Origin of the sequence: Pseudomonas sp. FH1 (assembly GCF_000510895.2) — a bacterium.
Lineage (GTDB): Bacteria > Pseudomonadota > Gammaproteobacteria > Pseudomonadales > Pseudomonadaceae > Aquipseudomonas > Aquipseudomonas azotoformans_A.
Map to the genome: position 1 here is coordinate 102,504 of NZ_AOHM01000112.1, position 21,375 is coordinate 123,878.

20 protein-coding genes are annotated in these 21,375 nt (G+C 61.6%); 14 read left to right on the plus strand and 6 right to left on the minus strand.

Annotated features, from left to right (window positions below; translation table 11 throughout):
- Positions 1-29 precede the first annotated feature (29 nt).
- Positions 30-878: a hypothetical protein gene (locus tag H096_RS25425; RefSeq protein WP_033902099.1), complete on the minus strand. Its 849-nt coding sequence runs from the start codon at positions 876-878 to the stop codon at positions 30-32.
- Between the two features lie 273 nt (positions 879-1,151).
- On the opposite strand from H096_RS25425, the gene H096_RS25430 reads away from it, so the two are divergent.
- From H096_RS25430 to H096_RS25440, 3 genes are all read left to right on the plus strand, one after another.
- Positions 1,152-1,850: a hypothetical protein gene (locus H096_RS25430; protein WP_033902100.1), complete on the plus strand. Its 699-nt coding sequence runs from the start codon at positions 1,152-1,154 to the stop codon at positions 1,848-1,850.
- A 148-nt stretch (positions 1,851-1,998) separates the two neighbouring features.
- Positions 1,999-2,550: a DUF3455 domain-containing protein gene (locus H096_RS25435; RefSeq protein WP_033902101.1), complete on the plus strand. Its 552-nt coding sequence runs from the start codon at positions 1,999-2,001 to the stop codon at positions 2,548-2,550.
- Positions 2,551-2,674: 124 nt separating this feature from the next.
- On the plus strand, positions 2,675-3,442 hold the full coding sequence (locus H096_RS25440) for an outer membrane protein (protein WP_033902102.1): 768 nt from the start codon (positions 2,675-2,677) through the stop codon (positions 3,440-3,442).
- 10 nt (positions 3,443-3,452) lie between these two features.
- Here H096_RS25440 and H096_RS25445 read toward each other — a convergent pair whose 3' ends face one another.
- The 4 genes from H096_RS25445 to H096_RS25460 form a co-directional block, all read right to left on the minus strand.
- The gene (locus H096_RS25445; protein WP_033902103.1) at positions 3,453-4,280 is read right to left on the minus strand and encodes a hypothetical protein; all 828 of its coding nucleotides are present in this window, start codon (positions 4,278-4,280) and stop codon (positions 3,453-3,455) included.
- On the minus strand, positions 4,268-4,468 hold the full coding sequence (locus tag H096_RS25450) for a hypothetical protein (RefSeq protein WP_033902104.1): 201 nt from the start codon (positions 4,466-4,468) through the stop codon (positions 4,268-4,270). The genes H096_RS25445 and H096_RS25450 overlap by 13 nt, the downstream gene beginning before the upstream one ends.
- A 121-nt stretch (positions 4,469-4,589) precedes the next feature.
- A complete protein-coding gene (locus tag H096_RS25455; RefSeq protein WP_033902105.1) occupies positions 4,590-5,168 on the minus strand; it encodes a cupin domain-containing protein in 579 nt (192 codons plus the stop codon).
- The gene (locus tag H096_RS25460; RefSeq protein WP_033902106.1) at positions 5,156-7,111 is read right to left on the minus strand and encodes an FAD-dependent oxidoreductase; all 1,956 of its coding nucleotides are present in this window, start codon (positions 7,109-7,111) and stop codon (positions 5,156-5,158) included. The genes H096_RS25455 and H096_RS25460 overlap by 13 nt, the downstream gene beginning before the upstream one ends.
- A 131-nt stretch (positions 7,112-7,242) precedes the next feature.
- Between H096_RS25460 and H096_RS25465 the strand changes: the two genes are divergently transcribed.
- The 11 genes from H096_RS25465 (at position 7,243) to H096_RS25515 (ending at position 20,271) form a co-directional block, all read left to right on the plus strand.
- Complete coding sequence (locus H096_RS25465; RefSeq protein ID WP_033902107.1) at positions 7,243-8,001, plus strand: class II aldolase/adducin family protein; 759 nt, start codon at positions 7,243-7,245, stop codon at positions 7,999-8,001.
- Positions 8,002-8,042: 41 nt separating this feature from the next.
- Positions 8,043-8,681, plus strand: a complete 639-nt coding sequence (locus H096_RS25470; RefSeq protein WP_033902108.1) for a TetR family transcriptional regulator C-terminal domain-containing protein — start codon at positions 8,043-8,045, stop codon at positions 8,679-8,681.
- A gap of 151 nt (positions 8,682-8,832) precedes the next feature.
- On the plus strand, positions 8,833-9,624 hold the full coding sequence (locus tag H096_RS25475) for an enoyl-CoA hydratase-related protein (RefSeq protein WP_033902110.1): 792 nt from the start codon (positions 8,833-8,835) through the stop codon (positions 9,622-9,624).
- Positions 9,625-9,650: 26 nt separating this feature from the next.
- Entirely contained in the window at positions 9,651-10,811 is a 1,161-nt protein-coding gene (locus H096_RS25480) for an acyl-CoA dehydrogenase family protein (protein ID WP_033902111.1), read from the plus strand.
- A gap of 16 nt (positions 10,812-10,827) precedes the next feature.
- Positions 10,828-12,936, plus strand: a complete 2,109-nt coding sequence (locus tag H096_RS25485; protein ID WP_033902112.1) for an acetate--CoA ligase family protein — start codon at positions 10,828-10,830, stop codon at positions 12,934-12,936.
- Positions 12,926-14,533: a 5-guanidino-2-oxopentanoate decarboxylase gene (locus H096_RS25490; protein ID WP_033902113.1), complete on the plus strand. Its 1,608-nt coding sequence runs from the start codon at positions 12,926-12,928 to the stop codon at positions 14,531-14,533. The genes H096_RS25485 and H096_RS25490 overlap by 11 nt, the downstream gene beginning before the upstream one ends.
- Positions 14,534-14,552: 19 nt before the next feature.
- Entirely contained in the window at positions 14,553-16,139 is a 1,587-nt protein-coding gene (locus H096_RS25495; protein ID WP_033902114.1) for an ABC transporter substrate-binding protein, read from the plus strand.
- An 11-nt stretch (positions 16,140-16,150) separates the two neighbouring features.
- Entirely contained in the window at positions 16,151-17,110 is a 960-nt protein-coding gene (locus tag H096_RS25500; RefSeq protein WP_033902115.1) for an ABC transporter permease, read from the plus strand.
- A 3-nt stretch (positions 17,111-17,113) separates the two neighbouring features.
- Entirely contained in the window at positions 17,114-17,941 is an 828-nt protein-coding gene (locus tag H096_RS25505) for an ABC transporter permease (RefSeq protein WP_033902116.1), read from the plus strand.
- A 2-nt stretch (positions 17,942-17,943) separates the two neighbouring features.
- Complete coding sequence (locus H096_RS25510; protein WP_033902117.1) at positions 17,944-19,563, plus strand: ABC transporter ATP-binding protein; 1,620 nt, start codon at positions 17,944-17,946, stop codon at positions 19,561-19,563.
- A 9-nt stretch (positions 19,564-19,572) separates the two neighbouring features.
- Complete coding sequence (locus H096_RS25515) at positions 19,573-20,271, plus strand: NAD(P)H-dependent oxidoreductase (RefSeq protein ID WP_033902118.1); 699 nt, start codon at positions 19,573-19,575, stop codon at positions 20,269-20,271.
- A gap of 15 nt (positions 20,272-20,286) precedes the next feature.
- Here H096_RS25515 and H096_RS25520 read toward each other — a convergent pair whose 3' ends face one another.
- Complete coding sequence (locus H096_RS25520) at positions 20,287-21,357, minus strand: 3-deoxy-7-phosphoheptulonate synthase (RefSeq protein ID WP_033902119.1); 1,071 nt, start codon at positions 21,355-21,357, stop codon at positions 20,287-20,289.
- Positions 21,358-21,375: the final 18 nt, after the last annotated feature.

The following is a 21,375-nucleotide window of genomic DNA, read 5'->3' on the forward strand; positions in this document are numbered from 1 at the left end:
AAGACCTTCGGGGACCGACGTGGTGGGGATCAGTGCGCATTCTTGCGACGTTCCAGGCGCAACAGCTCCAGCTCCCACTCCAGCACCCCGCCACGGTTGACCTTCACCGCCTGGCGGAACGTCGGGTCGTTAAGGCGCGGCGCAAAGCGGCTGGCGAGCATCTGCTGGCTGAGGTTGAGCGGGCTGACAACCCAGGGGGCAATGTCGTCGTAGGTGACGTCACGTTCTTTTTTCGGCTCGGATGCGGCAGGGATTTTCTTGCCCAGGGGCACCAGCGGGTCGAGGAATTGGCGGGGCAGGGCGTCGATAAATGCCTGCTCGGGACGCGGCACGATCTTGAGAGCGCTGCCGGTGCTGCGCTGTGCAAAGTCTTCATGGCCCAGGGTGACGCTGTGCTCGCCTTTGCCGTGGGTGTCGAGTTCATTGACCACTTGGCTGCCGTCCTCGATGAATATCTCGGTCTGGCGTGGGCTCACGTGAATCACGCTCGAACTTTGGGTGGCGGTGAACGCCAGTGCGCCGGTGGTCACCGCCAGGTTGGCGTGGGTGTTGCCCGCCACTGGTTGCAGCTTCAGCCAGCCATTGAGCAGATTGATTTGGGCGGCGGTGCGGTTGGTCGCGATCAGGATGCGGGTGTCGGGACCCAATGCCAGGGTCGTCGACGCAATACCTTCGATCTGCACGCCAGCCGCACCGGTCTGCAGGATATCGCCCCCTTGCAGTCGGGTGCCGACGCCCACGGTATAGAGGCTGGTGGCGCGTATCAGCTTCAGCGGTTTTTCCGCATAGGCGATCACGCCAATATTGGCTGGCGCCGCCAGGGCATGCGGCAACTGGAGCAAGCCTGCGAGCAAGAGGACTATCGAAAGTTTTTTCACGTGGGCGCCATCTATCGAGCACTGGGGGCAGGCACCGATGCTGTCGCAACAGCCGGTGTTCGTGCGTGCGCAAGGCATCGCAGGGCCGAAGGCTACCGGCTGATAGGGCGTAGGAAGAAGACAATTATCTGCATGGAAAAGACGAATTCCGATTAAACGAAATCATGGAATAAAGCGTCCGGGGAGGGTGTTCTTCTGATGATTTCCCGTGATTCGAACGGCGTTTGCAGGGACTGGCGAGACGTCTGCACCTTCCTTCTATCCGGAGCACCTATGACCAACACGTGCATGACCGCGTTGTCGTCCACCAAGACCTTCCTGCAACAGAACTTCATGACCGCCAAACGCATTCCTCCAAGCCTGGTGAAGGGGATCAACGTGTTTGACGTCAATAGTCATAAATCCGGTGGGTACCGACTGGCCACCCTGGATAAACCGGGTGATTTCGGCAAGATCGAACGGCCGCTGATGGGGCATTGGGTTCCTCAGGGTGATTACTGCGATATTCCGGTCAATCCAGGCGCGACTGGCTATGTGTTCACGCCGGACTTCAGTGGCTGTTCGATCTTGATCGACCAGCTTGATGAACTCACGTATCGGGTGTTTCACGTACAGGGTGGCAGCGACTACTTGAGCAAGGAATACCTCAGTCGTGCCGATGGTCATGGCCTGGGTTTGGCCACCGCGATGACCTTTGACGACTATGGCGAAGCTGCGTATCCACGCGGGTTCGCGTTCATGAAATTTGAGGAGGAACGCTGGTGGATCTACTTCCAGCGCCAGAATGGCGTGGGGCTGAACTTCGCCAATGGCCAGTTCGCGATGGTCGGTGCTCAAACGGTACGTGGAGGCGGGCGGATACCGGTGCCAAACCTCAAGCGCGAGCCGCCACGCCAGGGTGTGATGCACAGCGGCAAGGCCGTGCCGACACCGGCCAGTCAGCGCGCGGAACTGGAGATCGAAGTCTGGTAGGCGAGGTTTTTGCCCGGCTTGGAAAATAGTCGGGAATAAACCGTTCGAGTCGGTTGTTCATCCTGCAGACGCTGATAACCAGCCGCTACCGACGGACTTCAACATGATTAACCAGACGTTTCTTGACCCTTCTTCTGGCAGGCGAAAAATGAGTGACACCGATCCTGATGCCATCACCCGCCGTAATCGCCTGGCGCTGCTGGTCGTGCAAGTGATCGGCCTGATTGTGCTGGTGATCTGTGCGGTCGACGCGCAGCGGGCACAGGCACAGGACTTGCCGGAGCCTGCCAATGGCGCGGCCAAGCAAGTGCTGATGGCCGTGCGGGCTGCTGGCGTGCAGATCTACACCTGTGCCCGCGATAACAAGGGTCAACTTGCCTGGCAGTTTCGTGAGCCGCTTGCCACGCTGATGATCAATGGCAAGACCGTTGGCCGACACTTTGCCGGGCCCACCTGGCAACTGGATGATCGCAGCGCAGTGGTCGGCAAGGTCATTGCCCAGGCACCTGGGTCGAGTGCCCAGGATATTTCGCTGCTGCGCCTTGAAGTGGTGAGCCATCAGGGCGACGGCGGGCTGGCACAGGTGGTTGCGGTGGAACGTCTGCATACCTTGGGCGGCGTATTCAGCGGTAGTTGTGCCCAAGTCGGTGAACTGCACCTGGAACCCTACAGTGCCGATTACCGCTTTCTCGGCCAATAGCTTCATTCCGGGCCCTTAGGCTCAGTAATACCCCTCTAAATGAATTCATTCCTCCCGCCGGTTGCCCTCGGCGTGCGGCAACGCTGTGCCTGTTACACCCCTAAAAAACCTAGGAGCTCTGCATATGATCACGCGTTTACTTGCCGCTACGGCACTGACTGTTGTTGCTTCAACCGGCGCACAGGCGGCGGATGCCTATTCGTCCGAAGGCCCTACCGACTGGACCGGCTTCTACGGCGGCTTGAGTGCTGGCTACGGCTTTGGTGGCGATGGCGATGTCGATACCAAGGGGCAGGCTGCACCGAACATTGCCAACATCAACGGCGGTGCACGCCCTGGCCGTGTGAACCTGGACCGTAACGGCCTGCTGGGTGGCATACAGTTCGGCTACAACTACCAGTTCGGCCAGTGGGTGGCCGGTATCGAAGCGGATATCTCCCATACCGATCTGCAGGACAGCCGAAACATCGGCACGGCTCAGCTCAACACCCGCTTGGCGCTGAACAACAGATTCGAATCGAAGATCAAATACCTCGGCACCCTGCGCGGTCGCTTCGGTTATGCGTTCGACCACACCTTGGTCTACGGTACGGCCGGTCTGGCCTATGGCGAAACCAGCCAGAGCGTCGACATGTTCGGCCCCACAGGCAATACCCAGTTCAGCGGCGACCAGAGCCATTTCAAAATGGGGTACACGGTGGGAGCTGGTATCGAACAGGCCATCACCAAGAATCTGTCGTTCAAGACCGAATACCTGTACTACGACTTGGGTGAAGACAAGCTGAACGTTGCGGTGATTCCGGGCAGCGGTGGAGCAGGGACTGGGTATGATTCCAAGTTCAAGAACGATGGGCAGATGCTGCGTGTTGGGTTGAACTGGAAGTTTGACTGACGTTGGAGCCTCAAGCGCAGAGGCTTTCAGCGTGCATCGGGCGCGCGGGGCGGTGTTGATGCAACTGGCCCTGTCGCGTCTTGCGGGTTTTGCGGGTATGGACCGCGTTCCAGAGAGTGAAGTCGAACTGTGTGGCGGAGACGACATTTTCCTGGATCAGTGTGATGGGGGGCGGGTTGGCTGCAGTTGAGTAGTGAGTATTCAGCGTGACCTCCAGTGTGTCCTTGTCTCGGTAACCGCTGAGTATGGGGATCAGCGTGAAGGCATGATCGACACCTTCGGACTCGGTCGGTGTGCCTGCGAACAGTACGATTCCGACATAGACCTTGCGATCGTTCAAGCTGAACATGCACGGCCTGCACTGCACGATGGACTCTCTCAGCAAGATTCTGAAAGGCGTGCCCTCAAGGACACCCAGCGCCAGCAGCGAGTGGAGCTGGACGTCTGTTTCCAGTTGCAATATTTTCTTCTTCGCGCCCACATAGAGCGCTGACCAGAAGAAGGGAATTACCAGTGCCGTCAGGCCAACCTGCATCAGGAAAACCCACAGCGTGCCGTTTTTTTCGCTGGCAATATCAAGCTGCACCAATAGCGTGCCCAAGTAGCTGCTGTAGTCTGTTGCAATGACGTGCCCCATGATCGGGACCGCCTGCTTTGACACTGCCAGAACGGCTGCAGTCAGGAGGGTCGAAACGATCAGGCAAGCCATTCCCATCCTGGCCACCTGCAAATAGAGCAGTTGTCCTTGGAAACGGTGCAGGCGTACGTAGAAAAAGGGGTGCCTGATGCAGACCATGTATCCGCTGACCAGCAAGGGGACGATGATCAGCAAACCCATGAATGATCAGCCTCCATTTTACGTATCTGGTCTATGGCGTCCTTGTAACCCGGCGACTCCAGCACTTCGCAGGCATCCAGGCCGATGCCTCCGTACACGACTTTCCAGGTTTTGCGGGACTTGACCTCTTTCGCACGCTCCCGCTCATCCTGGGTCGGCTTCCCGAACAACAAATGCAATAACGACATGGCGACACCCTCGCAGAGAAGTAGCCATTTTTATAGCAAGTGAAAGGGCCCCTCACCATTGATGGCCGCCTTGCCACTGTCGCCAGTTCCCGTAGGAAACGTCTCCATTTGTATGGGTGGCCTAAAACGTCGGCGGTGTAATCACCCAAATCACGAGGGTTTCCACCTTTCCAGGGTTGCCGTAGCGATGGGGCTCATGGCTGGCGAAGCTGAAACTGTCACCGGCTTCCAGCAGAAAGTGTCGCTCTCCTACCCACAACTCGAACCGGCCGCTCAGTACGTATCCCGCTTCTTCGCCTTCATGGCTGTAGCTCTGCTGGCTATAGGTGCCGGGCGGGAAGCTTGATTGCAGCATTTCCAGTTGGTGGTTGGGCAACGGCGTCAGCAATTGGTCGACGATGCCGTCTTCGTAGTGAATGCTTTGGCGGTTGCCTTTGCGCACCACATAGCCTTCGTCCTCGACAGCGGCTACGGTTTCGCTGGCGAAAAACCACTGGATGGTCACGCCCAGGCTACGAGCGATATTGAACAGGGCCGGAATCGATGGATACGCCAGGTTACGCTCCAACTGGCTGAGGTAACCGGCCGTCAATTCGCTGGCCTGCGCCAGGGCCGTGAGGGTCAGGCCACGGGCCTTGCGCAGCCCACGAATGCGCGTGCCGAGAAACAGTTGCTGGGGATTGTCTGTCACAGGTTCCACGCTACCTTGAGTCCTTCGTAGATCGCCTCTTCGGCGGTGCGCGGGGCCAGGCAGTCGCCGATGCGATCAAAGGGCACCAAGCCTTGCAGCTCCGCGGCCAGAGTGTCTACTGGCTGGTGGCCTTGGCACAACACCAGGGTATCGACATTTTCCAACAGCATTGGCTCACCGCTGGCGGTGTGTTGCAGGTAGACCGTGGTGTCATCGCAGCCATATAGGCGGGCGTAAGGGATGATCGGGATGCCCAGCCGGTGCAGTTCTCCGGCCATTTGATCACGGACATACAGCGGCAGGTTTTCCCCACAGTGCGTGCCATTGACCGCCAATTGCACCTGATGGCCGGCGCGCACCAGGCGCTCGGCAACGCCGGGTCCGATCCAGTCGCAACGCCAATCGACCACCACCACCGAGCGGCCCAACGTGACCTGCTCGCGCAGCACCTGCCATGCGTCCACCACTTGCAGTTCGCCGCCGCGTTCGAAGGCCGGCCAATAAGGCTCGGCACCGGTGGCGATAATCACATGATCGGGCTGTTCCTGTTCCACCAGCGCACGGTCGACACGGGTATGGCGCACCACGCGTACGTCGACCAGTTCCATTTCACGTTGCAGGTTGGTACTGGCCCCGCCGAATTCGCTGCGCCGTGGCAGCAGTTGGGCCAGCAACACTTGCCCGCCCAATTGCCCGCTGGCTTCGTATAGCGTCACATCATGCCCGCGTTGCGCGGCGACTGCCGCTGCTTTCATGCCCGCCGGGCCACCGCCCACCACCATGATGCGTTTGGGCTTCACTGCCTGTTGCAACTCACCAAACACCAACTCGCGGCCGGTCTCGGGATGCTGGATACAGGAGATCGGCAGCCCCTTGTGAAAGTGACCGATGCAGGCTTGATTACAGGCGATGCACGCCCGTACATCTTCGGCACGGCCCGCAAGGGTCTTGGTCGGCATCAGTGGATCGCAGATCAACGCACGCGTCATGCCGCAGACATCGGCCTGGCCCCGCGCCAATATCAGCTCGGCTTCCTGGGGCTGGTTGATACGCCCGGTGACGAACAGCGGAATCGACAGACTGGCCTTGAACGTCGCCGCCTCGCTGGCGAGGTACGCAGCGGCAATCGCCATGGGTGGCACGATATGGATCGCGCCGCCGAGTGACGCTGATGTACCTGCGACGATATGCACGTAATCCAGCTGGGTTTGCAGGTGTTGAACGGCTTCCAGGGACTCGTTTTCAGTGAGCCCTTCGGCATCGCGCTCATCTGCAGAAATGCGCAGCCCGATGATGAACTGTTCGTCGGTGGCGGCCCTGACGGCTTCGATGATTTCCCTCAAGAACTTCAGTCGATGTTCAAGAGAACCGTTGTAATCATCGGTACGCCGGTTTACCCGAGGATTGAGAAACTGCGCTGGCAGATACCCATGGCTGGCGACCACCTCAACCCCATCGATCCCGGCCTCATGCAAGCGCCTCGCTGCCGATGCATAACCCGCGACGATCTCGTCGATCATCGCCTGGTCCAGCGCCCGTGGCATCACGCGAAAGCGTTCATTGGGCACACCCGATGGCGAATACGCCACGGCGAGCAGACCATCGGCAGACTCCATGATTTCGCGTCCCGGATGGAAGATCTGCGACAGCACCATAGTGCCGTGGGCATGGCAGGTCTCGGCCAGTTCGCGGTAGCCGTCAATGCAGCTGTCGTCGGTCGCCATCAGCACATGGGAGGTATACCGCGCACTGTCATGCACCCCGGCCACCTGTAGCACGATCAGCCCCACGCCGCCCTCGGCACGTGCGCGGTGATAGGCGATCAACTGCGCATTGACCCGGTTATCGATGGGCATAGAGGTGTCATGCCCGCTGGACATGATGCGGTTTTTCAGGCGTTTGCCACGCAGTTCCAGCGGTTCGAACAGATGGGGAAAGGTCGGGTGCGACATGGTGCAGATACTCCAGGCGCTGTTATTGTTATTTTTCTATAGGAGGCGAGCGCCAGTAAAAAATCAACTTGTTTTTTTACTGGCGACTGGATTAGCGTCGCCTTCATCAACCCCGTGCCTGGAGAATAAAAATGACTCACTCCACCGAACAGCAGCTGCGTGAACAGCTCGCCGCCTGCTACCGATTGATTGCGCACTACCGCATGAGCGATCTGATTTTCACGCATATTTCGGTGCGTATCCCGGGGCCCGAGCATCACTTCCTGATCAATCCCTACGGGCTGATGTTCGACGAAATCACTGCATCAAGCCTGGTGAAGATCGGCCTGGACGGTCACCCCGTGGAGCCCTCGGCTTACGCGGTCAACCCGGCGGGCTTCGTGATTCACAGCGCGATTCATGGCGCCCGCGAAGACGCCCAGTGCGTGCTGCATACCCACACCCGTGCCGGCTGTGCGGTGGCGGCCTTGGAGTGCGGGTTATTGCCGGTAAACCAGATTTCCATGGAGTTCTACGGCAAGGTGGCCTACCACGACTACGAAGGCGTGGCCCTGGACATGGATGAGCAGCAGCGGTTGGTGCGGGACCTGGGCGACAAGCCGGTGCTGATGCTGCGCAACCATGGTTTGCTGACGGTAGGTGAGACGGTCAGCCAGGCGTTCCTGCGCATGTATTACCTGGAGAGGGCCTGCGATATCCAGATCGCCGCCCAGGCGTGTGGCAAGCTGGTGCTGCCGTCCGCCGAGGTCTGTGCCTACACCGAACAGCAATTCAACAACCCTGGCCGCCCGCTGGAAGAGGGTGAGTTGGTCGACCTGGACGCCATGCAACTGGCCTGGGCGGCGTTGCTGAGGATGCTGGATCGGGTGTCGCCGGGTTATCGCGACTGAGGTAGAGTCGTGCTGCCGACCCAATCGTAGGAATTAACCGCATGACCCAGGAATCCCGTTTTTCCCGGATGGACCCGGAAATGCGCAAGGCCAATCTGGTCCAGGCCACGCTCACGTGCCTCAAGCGTGACGGGTTCCAGGGTGCGTCGATCCGCAAGATCAGCGCCGAGGCCGGGGTGTCGGTGGGGCTGATCAGCCACCATTATTCGGGCAAGGATGAGCTGGTGGCGGAGGCCTACCGCACCATCACCGACCAGGTCATGAGCCTGCTGCGCGAAACCATGGCCAAGGCGCCGCCGAACCCTCGGGAGCGCCTGTCGGCGTTGTTCCGTGGCTCGTTTTCCGCCGAATTGCTCGACCCGCACCTGCTGGACGCCTGGTTGGTATTCTGGGGCGCGGTCAAGACGGCGCCGGCGATCAACCTGGCCCACGAACACTCCTACGGCGAGTACCGCACCATCATGCGCTCAGCGCTGACCGACATGGCCAAGGAGGAGGGCTGGAAGCACTTCGATGCCGATCTGGCCGCCATCGGCCTGAGCGCACTGCTCGACGGGTTGTGGCTGGAGTCGGGGCTCAACCCCGGCACGTTCACACCAGAGCAGGGTATCCAGATCTGCGAAGCCTGGGTCGATGGCCTGCAGGCCGGTGGCCGCCAGCGTTATCAGCTCAAACCCTGAGCCTTGCGCAGCCGCCTGAACGCAAGGTTCAGGTCGGCCATTTCCCCTTCTGAAAATATTTGCGGTTTGCCGATTGCCTTCTTGCTGAACACTTGTTTAGTATCGCCTCATGTCGCACCCCTCAAGCCAACTAAAATAATTCGAGGAAGCCATGACTACCGATTCGCCCGTGCTCACTCATGTGCAAGCTGGCGTTGCCTGGATCACCCTCAATCGTGGTCCGCAGCGCAATGCCTTGGACATTCCCACCCTCAAGCACCTGCACGCCTTGCTCGATACCTTCAACACCGACCCCGCTGTGCGTGTGGTGGTATTGACCGGCAATGGTCGCAGCTTCTGCGCCGGGGCCGACCTGGCCGAGTGGGCCGACGCCGAAGCCCGTGGCGCCCTCGAAACCTACGGCTGGACCGAAGCCGCCCACGCCTTGATGACCCGCCTGCACACCCTCGACAAACCCACGATTGCCGCCATCAACGGCACCGCCGTCGGCGCGGGCATGGACCTGACGCTGTGCTGTGACCTGCGCGTCGCTGCCCAATCGGCACGCTTCAAGGCCGGCTACACCAGCATGGCCTATTCGCCCGACGCCGGCGCCAGTTGGCACTTGCCGCGGCTGATCGGCAGCGAGAACGCCAAGCGCCTGCTGTTCCTTGACGAGCTGTGGAGCGCTGACCGCGCCCTGGCCGCCGGCCTTGTCGGGGAAGTGGTTGCGGATGATCAACTGCACGCCCACACCACCGAACTCGCCACGCGCCTGGCCAACGGCCCGACCCTCGCCTTCGCTCAGACCAAGACCCTCATCCGTGACGGCGCCGAGCGCAGCCTGCCCGAGCAACTGCAGGCCGAACTGGCCGCTGGCCTGTTGTGCGGACGCAGTGCTGATGGCGCCGAAGCCCTGCGCGCTTCCCTGGAAAAACGCCTCCCGAATTTCTCCGGCCAATAACAACAACACCCCGAACAGGTAGCGCCATGAATTTCCAACTCAGCCAAGAACAAGACATGTTGGTGGACGCGGTACGCAGTTTTGTTGCCAAGGAATTGTTGCCCCATGAAGAGGCGGTAGACCGTGCCGATGAGGTCTCGCCGGAGCTGGCTGCGCAGATTCGCGACAAGGCGATTGCTGCCGGTTTCTACGCCTTCAACATGCCGGAAGAGGTGGGTGGTGGTGGCCTGGACTACCTGTCCCAGGCGCTGATCGAACGTGAGTTGTCCAAAGTCTCGTGGGCGTTGCATGTGTTTGTCGCGCGGCCCTCCAAGATCCTGATGGCGTGCACGGGCTCACAGATTGGCGACTACCTGTTGCCCTGTGTGCAAGGCAAGAAAATCGACTGTTTTGCCTTGACCGAACCCGGCGCCGGTTCCGACGCCAATGCCATCAAGACCCGCGCCGTGCGCAGTGGTGATGACTTCGTGATCAACGGCAGCAAGCACTTCATCAGCCACGCCGGGCACGCCGATTTCGCCATCGTGTTTGCGGTCACGGATACCTACGAACACAACGGCCGACAGCGCAATGCGGTGACGTCGTTCCTGGTGGATCGGGGTACGCCTGGCATGACCATCCGCCGTGGCCCCAAGTGCGTGAGCAACCGGGGTTATCACACCTATGAAATGTTCTTCGACGACTGCCGCGTCCCGGCGTCCAAGGTACTGGGCGAAGTGGGCAAAGGCTGGGAAGTGGCCAACGCCTGGCTCACCGCTGGCCGTGTGATGGTGGCCGCCAACTGCGTCGGCCAGGCCCAGCGCGCGCTGGATGTGTCGTTGCAATGGGCGGCGGACCGCAAACAGTTCGGCCAGCCGATCGGCACCTACCAAGGCGTGAGTTTCAAGCTGGCCGACATGGCCACGCAGATTCGTGCCGCTGAACTGCTGACCCTGCACACCGCCTGGAAAATGGACCAAGGCAGCATGACCGACGGCGAGGCCGGCATGGCCAAGCTGTTTGCCAGCGAAACCCTAGGCAAGGTTGCCGATGAGGCGGTGCAGATTTTCGGCGGCATGGGCTTGATGGATGAGGGGCCGGTTGAACGCATCTGGCGCAATGCGCGGATCGAACGGATCTGGGAAGGCACGTCGGAAATCCAGCGCCATATCATCGCCCGTGAACTGTTGCGGCCACTGTTGCGCTAAGCGGCGAGGAGAGCGTATGTCCCAGGCTATTCGCGACAACCTCAAGCGCCTGCTGGCGCCCCGGCACCTGGCATTCGTGGGTGGACGCAGCATGGCGCGCGCGCTCAAGCGCTGCGCCGACGGCGGTTTTACCGGGCCGATGTGGCTGGTCAACCCGCAACATGACAGCCTCGATGGCATCCCCTGTGTGCGCCGCGTGGCCGATTTACCCTGTGGGCCGGATGCGGTGTTTATCGCCACCAACCGAGAGTTGACGCTGACCTGCGTGGCTGAACTGGCCGCTATCGGCACCGGTGGCGCGATTTGCTACGCCTCCGGTTTTGCCGAAACCGGCGCCAGCGGCGCCGCCATGCAGCAGCAGCTCTTAAAGGCTGCGGGCGACATGGCCTTGCTCGGCCCCAATTGCTATGGCCTGCTGGATTACCTGCACAGCGCGGCTCTATGGCCGGTGGCCCACGGCGGCAAGTCGGTGGAGAAGGGCGTGGCTGTGCTCACCCAGAGCGGCAACTTCGCCTACAACCTGTCGATGAGCGACCGATCGCTGCCGGTGGCCTACATGGCCTCGGTGGGTAACCAGGCGCAACTGGGCGTTGCCGAACTGATGGATGTGTTGCTTGATGAGCCACGCGTCACCGCCATCGGCCTGCACCTGGAAGGGTTGAAGAATGTGCCCGGTTTTGCCCGAGCAGCGAACAAGGCGCTGGAGAAAGGTATTCCGATCATTGCGCTGAAAACCGGCGTGTCGCAGATCGGCGCCGAACTGGCCTTGAGTCACACCAGTTCGTTGTCCGGCTCCGACGCGCTGTACGACAGCCTGTTTGCGCGCCTGGGCGTGATCCGTGTGAGCGGGCCGGTAAGTTTTGTCGAAACCCTCAAGGCGGCCGCCTGCGGCAATCTTCCAGCGGGCAACCGCCTGATTGCACTGGCCTGTTCGGGTGGCGATGCGGGGCTGATTGCCGACTATGCCGAACGCAATCATCTGGCCTTGCCGAAACTGGACGAAGACCAACGCGCTGAACTGGCCCAGGTGCTGCCCAGCTACGCCAACCTGGTCAACCCGCTGGATTTCACCACCGCCATCTGGGGCGACCGTGATGCCCTGAACACGATGCTCGACACCGCGCTACGAACCGACGCCGATGCTGCCATGCTGGTGCTGGATTACCCGGCCGAGTTCACGGGCGAGCGCAAGGAGTGCGACCTGTTGCTGGAGCTGTTTTGTGCGGCGCTCGGCCGGCATGGCAAGACCGGATTTGTCACCTCGGCGTTTCCCGAACTGTTGCCGGCCCATGCCCGCGAGCGTCTGCATGCTCAGGGGATCGCCGCGCTGCAAGGCGTAGAGGATGCACTGGCGGCTTGGGGGCGGATTGCGGACTACCAGAGCAACCGTCGCGTATTGCTGGAGCGAGGCGAGTCGATCCTCGAGCCCTTGTGCCCAAGAGCCCTGGATGACAGCGGCGGGGCTTTGGATGAATGGGCCTCCAAGCAAGCCTTGCGGGCATTCGGCCTGACCACACCGGCCGGCATACTGAGTACGCCCGGAAGGGCGCTCAGCGATGCAGAATTGCTGGGCTATCCCCTGGTGCTCAAGGCGGTCAGCGCGCAGTTGCCGCACAAGACCGAGGCCGGTGCCGTGGTGCTGAACCTGCAGAACGGCATGGCCCTGACCGCCGCACTTGAGCAGATGCGCGAGCATCTTTCGGCTTATGCGCCGCATGTCGTTTTCGATCAATTGCTGTTGGAGTCGATGGCGACGCCGCCATTGGCCGAGTTGATCGTGGGCATCAAGCGCGAAAACGACTTTGGCCTGGCCCTGGTCATCGGTGCCGGCGGCATCCTGGTGGAACTGCTCAAGGACAGCCGCAGCCTGTTGTTGCCGACCACCGACAGTGCCATCCGCAACGCCTTGCTCAGCCTGCGCAGTGCCGCGTTATTGCAGGGTTTTCGCGGGCGTGAAGTGGCGGATCTGGAGGCGCTGGTGGCGGCCATCCGGGCCGTGGCCGACTACGCCTGCGCCAATGCCGGGCAATTGCTGGAGCTGGATGTGAACCCATTGTTGGTCAATGCCCAGGGCGCCACGGCGGTCGATGCGTTGATCCGTCTAGGAGATGAACATGCGCGATAACACCCTGACCGGCGGCCAGGCCCTGGTGCGGTTGCTGGCCAATTATGGCGTCGACACGGTCTTCGGCATTCCCGGTGTGCACACCCTGGAGCTGTATCGCGGCCTGCCCGGCAGTGGCATTCGCCATGTGCTCACACGGCATGAGCAAGGTGCCGGCTTTATGGCTGACGGCTACGCGCGGGTCAGTGGCAAGCCGGGGGTGTGTTTTGTGATCACCGGTCCCGGCGTGACCAATGCCGCCACCGCGATTGGCCAGGCGTACGCTGATTCGATTCCGATGCTGGTGATCTCCAGCGTCAACAGCACCGCCAGCCTCGGCAAGGGTTGGGGCATCCTGCATGAGACCCAGGACCAACGCGCGATCACGGCGCCGATCACCGCGTTTTCGGCGGTGGCACTGAGTGCTGAGGATTTGCCTGAACTGGTCGCCCGCGCCTACGCCGTTTTCGACAGCGAACGACCGCGGCCGGTGCATATCTCTGTGCCACTGGACGTGTTGGCCGCGCCGATCCAATGGGACTGGAGCAATGAAGTAGTGTGCCGCCCTGGGCGCGGCTTACCGTCGGCCGAAGCCTTGGATCAGGCCGCCGCCAAGCTCGCGACAGCCAAGCGACCCATGATCATTGCCGGTGGCGGTGCCTTGGCGGCGGGCGAGGCTTTGCAGCGCTTGAGCACCCAGTTGGCGGCGCCGTTCTTCACCAGCGTGGCCGGCAAGGGTTTACTGCCCATCAATGACCCGCTGAATGCCGGTTCCACCCTGTGCGTCGAACCCGGCTGGCAACTGATCAGCGAGGCGGATGTGGTGCTGGCAATCGGCACGGAAATGGCCGACACCGACTATTGGCGTGAGCGTTTGCCGCTCAACGGCGAGTTGTTGAGGGTGGATATCGATGCACGCAAATTCGATGATTTCTACCCCTGTATCGTGGCGCTCAAAGGCGATGCACAGCAGACCGTGCTCGCCTTGCTGGAGCGCCTGCCGGCCACAGCGCGCGACGCTGAAGCCGCCGTCTCGACAGTGAGGGCGTTGTTGCAGGCAGTCGAGTTGGGACACGGTCCCTTGCAGTCCATCCACCAAGCCATTCTCGACCGTATCGAAGCCGAATTGCCGGCCAATGCCTTTATCAGCAGCGACATGACTCAACTGGCCTACACCGGCAATTACGCCTACCGCAGCCGTGCGCCGCGCAGCTGGTTGCATCCTACCGGCTACGGCACCTTGGGCTACGGCCTGCCCGCAGGTATCGGCGCCAAGTTTGGCGCGCCACAGCGGCCGGGTTTGGTGCTGGTGGGCGACGGTGGTTTCCTCTACACCGCCCAGGAACTGGCCACCGCCGTCGAAGAACTGGACAGCCCGTTGGTGGTGCTGTTGTGGAACAACGACGCGCTTGGCCAGATTCGCGATGACATGTTGAGCCTCGATATCGAGCCCATCGGCGTGCTGCCGCGCAACCCGGATTTCGCGCTGTTCGCCCAGGCGTTCGGCTGCACCGTGAACCAGCCCCGCACCCTGGATGAATTGCAGACGGACCTGCGCAACGCGTTCAAACGCAATGGCGTGACCTTGATCGAGTTGAAACATGCCTGTGCCTGTTGACCTTTAGAGAGACAAGACCATGAGCGAAAACAACAACAAAATGACTCAAGCGATGCACCGCCGCGACTTTCTCAAACACAGCGCCGTGGCTGGCGCGGTGGCTGCGGCGTTCTCCATGGGCTTGCCGTTGCAGGCCTTTGCCGCCGACGCCACGCCCAAAGCGGGCGGTGTATTGCGCCTGGGCCTGGCCGGTGGCAGCACCACCGATTCCCGCGATCCGGGTTCCTGGGTCGATACCTTCACCTTTGTCGGTTTCTCGGCGGTGTACAACACCCTTACGGAAATCGCGGTGGACGGCAGCGCGATTCCCGAACTGGCCGAGCGCTTTGAATCCACACCTGATGCGCGGGTGTGGACCTTTCACTTGCGGCCTGGCGTGACCTTCCACAACGGCAAAAACTTGACCGCCGACGACGTGGTGGTCTCGATCAATCATCACTTGGACGCCAAGTCCACCTCCGCCGCCAAGACCGTGTTGGGTGATGTCGCCAGCGTGAGCGCCCAGGGCAGCGATGCGGTGGTGTTCGAGTTGCATTCGGGTAACGCCGACTTTGCGTATGTCGTCGCTGATTACCACTTGGTGATCATGCCCGCCAAGGACGGCGTGGCGGACTGGCAAGCCGGCGTGGGTACCAGTGGCTATCGCCTGAAAAGCTTCGAACCCGGCGTGCGCATGGACCTGGAACGCAACCCAGACTATTGGAAACCCGGTCGCGCGCACTTCGCCAGCGCCGAGTTGCTTGCCATCGCCGACGGCGCCGCGCGGGTCAATGCGCTGGTCACCGGGCAGGTGGATGTGATCAACAAGGTCGACCTGAAAACCGTGGCGCTGCTCAAGCGCAACCCCGGTCTGGTGATCGAAGAAACCAAGGGCGCGCAGCACTACACCTTCCCGATGCTGTGCGACAGCAATGAATTCAAGAACAACGACATCCGTATGGCCATGAAGCATGCGATCAACCGCGAGACGTTGTTGGCCTCCGTGCTGCATGGCTACGGCCTGGTGGGCAACGACCACCCGATCCAGCCCGGCAGTCGCTTTATCAATGCGGCCCTGGAGCAGCGCACCTACGACCCGGACAAGTCGCGTTTCTACCTGCGCAAGGCCGGTGTGGAGTCGCTCAAGGTGCGTCTGCAGGCTTCCGATGCGGCTTACACCGGTGCGGTGGACGCCTCGGTCTTGTTCAAGGAGCAGGCACGCCAAGCGGGTATCGACATCGATGTGGTGCGTGAACCAGCCGACGGGTTCTTCTCCAATGTGTGGATGAAGCAGCCGTTCACCACCTCGTTCTGGTACAGCAGCCTGACCGCCGACCGCATGTTCAGCATCGGCTACGCCAAAGGCGCGGCGTGGAATGAAACCCATTGGGACAACCCGCGTTTCAACCAACTGCTCAACGCCGCCCGTGGCGAGATGAACGCGCCGTTGCGCCAGGAGATGTACAACGAAATGCAGGCCCTGTGCCGGGATGACGGCGGGGCGATTGTGCCGCTGTTTGCCAGCTCGGTGGCGGCGCGTTCGAACAAGGTCAGCCACGGGCCGCTGACCGCGCCCTATGGTGAGTTGGATGGGCTGCGGTTGATCGAACGGTGGTGGCAGGCCTGAGGAGTGGCACCATGAATAGCCTGTTGAAGTTGGTCCTGCAACGCCTGGCCCTGGGCGTGCTGTCGTTGTTCGCCGTGTCGGTGATCATCTTTCTCGCCGTGGGCATGCTGCCGGGGGATATTGCCCAGGCTATGCTCGGGCAGTCCGCCACGCCGGAAACCGTGGCGGCATTTCGGGCGCAGTTGGGCCTGGATCTGCCGCCGTTCACGCGCTTTGCGCAATGGCTGCTGCGCCTGCTGCACGGTGACCTGGGCGCGTCGCTGGCCAATCAGCGACCGATTGCCGATTTGATCGGTGCGCGATTGGGTAACACCCTGAGCCTGGCTGCATTGGCGGCGTTGGTCTCGGTGCTCACGGCGCTGGTGCTGGGCATGCTGGCGGCGCTGTACCGCAACAGCTGGTTCGATCGGCTGCTAAATACCTCGGCGTTGAGCGCCGTGTCGTTTCCGGAGTTCTTCGTCGCCTACCTGCTGATCCTGGTGTTCTCGGTGAAACTCGGCTGGTTCCCCAGCCTGTCGAACCTGGCGCCGGATGCCACGTTTGGCACGATTCTGGAACGCTCGGTGCTGCCGGTGGCAACCCTGAGCCTGGTGGTGATCGCGCAGATGATGCGCATGACCCGCGCGTCCCTGATCAACCTGCTCGCCAGCCCCTATATCGAAATGGCTCGCCTGAAGGGCATCCGCCAGTCGCGGATTATCTGGCGGCATGCGCTGCCCAACGCGCTGGCGCCGATCGTCAACGTGATCGCGCTGAACCTGGCGTATCTGGTGGTGGGGGTGGTGGTGGTCGAAGTGGTGTTTGTCTATCCGGGCCTCGGCCAGTTGCTGGTGGACTCGGTGTCCAAGCGCGACATCCCGGTGGTGCAGGCGTGCAGCCTGATCTTTGCCGCCACTTATATCCTGCTCAATACCGGGGCGGACGTGTTGTCCATCGCCAGCAACCCACGCCTGATGCATCCCAAGGGGTAGTCCATGAACCTGTTGAGCCAAGTGGCCCGCGCGCCGTTGAGCGCCAAGTTCGGCTTGCTGATTATTCTGTTGTACATCGCTGTGGCCGTGTTTGCGCCGTTGCTGGCGCCCTATGGCGAGACCCAGGTGGTGGGCGAGGGCTTTGCGCCCTGGAGCGGCCAGTTCCTGCTGGGCACCGATAACCTGGGGCGCGATATGTTCAGTCGTTTGGTCTACGGCGCGCGCAACACGTTGGGTATCGCCTTCCTGACCACTATGCTGGCGTTTTTGCTGGGGGGCTTGAGCGGCTTGGTGGCGGCGATCAAGGGCGGCTGGATTGACCAGGGCTTGTCGCGCGTGGTGGATGTGCTGATGGCGATCCCGCAGCTGATCTTCGCGTTGCTTATCCTCAGCGTAGTGGGCACCAACGCCACGTCGCTGGTGTTGGTGATTGCCTTGCTGGATTCGACGCGGGTGTTTCGCTTGTCCCGTGCCGTGGCAATGACCGTGGTGGTGCAGGATTTTGTCGAAGCCGCCCGCCTGCGCGGCGAAGGCCTGTGGTGGCTGGTTACCCGCGAAGTGTTGCCCAACGCCGCCGCGCCGCTGATTGCCGAATTCGGCCTGCGCTTCTGCTTTGTGTTCCTGTTCATCAGCGCGTTGTCGTTCCTCGGCCTGGGCATTCAGCCGCCCACTGCGGACTGGGGCAGCATGGTGCGTGACAACGCGGTGTTGATCACCTTTGGCGACATCAGCCCGTTGCTGCCGGCCCTGGCGGTGGCGTTGATCACCGTCAGCGTGAATTTTGTCGTCGACTGGATGCTGCACAAATCAAGCGGCCTGAAGGAGTGTTGAGGATGGACAAGCCATTGCTGGAAATCCGCAACCTGCAGATCGAAGGGCATTACGAAGACGCCTGGCACCCCCTGATCAAGGGCATTGATCTGACCCTGAAACGCGGCGAGGTGCTGGGTTTGATTGGCGAATCGGGGGCGGGTAAATCCACCCTGGGGCTGGCGGCGATGGGGTATGCGCGGGACGGTTGCCGCATCACCGGTGGTTCGGTGTGTTTTGATGGTATCCAGTTATTGCAGGCCAGGCCCGAGGCGCTGCGCAAATTACGCGGCCTGCGCATTGCCTATGTGGCGCAGAGCGCGGCGGCGTCGTTCAACCCGGCGCATCGCCTGATCGACCAGCATGTCGAAACAGCGGTGATCAACGGTGGCATTGATCGCGCCCAGGCCGAGCGTGAAGCGGTGGAACTGTACCGTGTGTTGCGCCTGCCCAACCCGGAAACCATCGGTCAACGGTATCCCCATCAAGTCTCCGGCGGGCAGTTGCAGCGGGTCATGACTGCAATGGCCATGGCCTGCCACCCGGACCTGATCATCTTCGACGAGCCCACCACCGCCCTCGACGTCACCACTCAGATCGAAGTGCTGGCGGCGATCCGCGATGCCGTGAAAACCTACGGCAGCGCCGCGCTCTACATCAGCCACGACCTGGCGGTGGTGGCGCAGATGGCCGATCGCATCATGGTGTTGCGCCACGGCAAGCTGGTGGAAGAGGCGGACACCCGCAGCATGCTCAGCCAGCCGCAGCAGGACTACACCAAATCCCTATGGGCGGTGCGCAGTTTTCGCACCGAGCCCAAGGCCTGTCCGGACCAGCAAGTGCCGTTGTTGGAGGTGCAGCAAGTGAGCGCCAGTTATGGGCATCAGCCGGTGCTGCACGACGTGTCGATGAAGCTCTATCGCGGCCAGACCCTGGCGGTGATCGGCGAGTCGGGCAGCGGCAAGAGCTCCACGGCGCGGTTGATTACTGGGTTGTTGCCGGCCACGGCGGGGCAGGTGCTGTATGACGGCGAGGCATTGCCGGCCGACTTTCGTCAGCGAAGCAAGGAGCAATTGCGGCGGATCCAGATGATCTACCAGATCCCCGACACCGCCCTGAACCCGCGCCAGCGCATCGTCGACATTATCGGCCGGCCGCTGACGTTTTACCTGGGCCTGAAGGGCAAGGCGATGCGCGCTCGCGTTGCCGAGTTGCTGGAGATGATCGAGTTGGACCCGGCGGTGTTCATGGAGCGCCAACCGAGGGAGTTGTCCGGCGGCCAGAAGCAGCGCATCTGCATCGCCCGCGCCTTGGCGGCCGACCCGCAACTGATCATCTGCGATGAAGTCACTTCGGCCCTGGATCAGCTGGTGGCCGAGGGCGTGCTGAAGTTGCTCAACCGCCTCCAGCAGCAACTGGGCGTGGCCTATCTGTTTATCACTCATGACGTCGCCACCGTGCGTGCCATTGCCGATGAAGTGGTGGTGATGCAGCGGGGCAGGGTGGTGGATCAGGGCAGCCGCAGCGAGATTTTCACCCCGCCGTACCAGGACTACACCGGGCTGTTGTTTTCATCGGAGCCCGAGATGGACCCGGATTGGCTCGATCACTTGCTGGCCCAACGGGCGGCGCACACCGTTTGAGGAGTTTGTATGAAAGTTCTGATTGTTCACGCGCACCCTGAGCCACAGTCATTCACTGCGGCTTTGCGCGATCAGGCGGTGACCACACTGGAAGGCCAGGGGCATGAGGTAAAGGTCAGCGACTTGTACGCCATGCAGTGGAACCCGGTGGCGTCGGCAGCGGACTTTTCGTCGCGGGAAAACCCCGAGTACCTGGTGTACGCTCTGGAGCAGCGCATGGGGGTGAAGAAGCAGTCGATCGCTGCGGACATCCAGGGCGAGTTGGACAAGCTGCTGTGGGCTGATCTGCTGATCCTCAACTTTCCGATTTTCTGGTTCTCGGCGCCGGCCATGCTCAAGGGCTGGATCGACCGGGTGCTGGTGTCGGGGGTGTGTTACGGCGGCAAGCGCTTTTACGATCAGGGCGGCCTGGCGGGCAAGCGGGCGATGGTCACGGTGACCCTGGGCGGGCGCGAGCATATGTTCGGTGAGGGCGCGATTCATGGGCCGCTGGAGGACATGTTGCGGCCGATTCTGCGCGGGACGTTGGCGTATGTGGGGTATGACGTGATGCCACCGTTTGTGGCGTGGCATGTGCCGTACATCAGCGACGAGGCACGGCGGGGTTTCCTGGTGGGGTATGAGCAACGGCTGCAAGGGCTGGCGGATGAGCAGCCCTTGGTGTTCCCGAAGCTTGAGCAGTTTGATGAGGCGCTGTACCCGCTTTAGCAGCGCCTTGGTCATTTAGCCTTGTGCGCGCAACCGCTGTGCCGCACTGCGCAACAGCTGCTCGGTGCCACTCCAGCCCAGGCAGCCATCGGTGATCGACACACCGTACTTCATCGATGCGCTCAGCGGCTGGCAGCCTTCGAACAGGTGGCTTTCGAGCATCATGCCGATCAACGAAGTGTCACCTTGCAGGCGTTGTTCCAGTACCTCGTTGAACACTGCCGGTTGACGCAGCGGGTCCTTGCCGCTGTTGGCATGGCTGCAATCGACCATGATGCGCGCCGCTACCTTGGACTTGGCAAGATCGTGTTTCACCTGCGCCACGCTTTGCGCATCGTAGTTCGGCCCACGGTGACCGCCGCGCAGCACCAAGTGCGTGTCGGGGTTGCCTGGGGTCTGGATGATCGCCGGGTGACCCTGGCTGTCGACGCCGAAGTGACGGTGCGGGTGGGACGCCGAGCGCATCGCGTCACAGGCAATCGCGACACCGCCGTCGGTGCCGTTCTTGAAGCCTACGGGCATGCCCAGGCCGCTGGCCATTTCGCGGTGGATCTGCGATTCGGTGGTGCGCGCGCCAATCGCGACCCAACTGAGCAGGTCATCGAAGTAGCCGGCTGCCATAGGTTGCAGCAGCTCAGTGGCGACTGGCAGGCCCAGGCGCAGCATTTCGCGCATCAGTTCGCGGGACAGGGTGAGGCCGGCGGCCATGTCATCACTGCCATCCAAGTGAGGATCGTAGGCCAGGCCTTTCCAGCCGATGGTGGTGCGCGGTTTTTCGACGTAGGCGCGGATCACCAGCAGCATCTGGTCGCTGACTTCCAGCGCGAGTTTCTTCAGGTTGCGCGCGTATTCCATGGCCGATTCCGGATCGTGGATCGAGCACGGGCCGACAATCACCAGCAAACGCGAATCTTCGCCATTGAGGATGGCGCGCACGGCTTGGCGATGGGCGTGGACTTGTTCGTTGAGGAACGGGCTCAGGGGCAGTTGGTGCTTGAGCTCAAGGGAGCTGGGCAGGCGCTGGGTCAGGGCTTCGTTGGCGCTGGTCAGTGCAGAGATCGGCAGAGCGGCGGTGGCAGAGTTCATATTCAAGGCTTCCTGGGC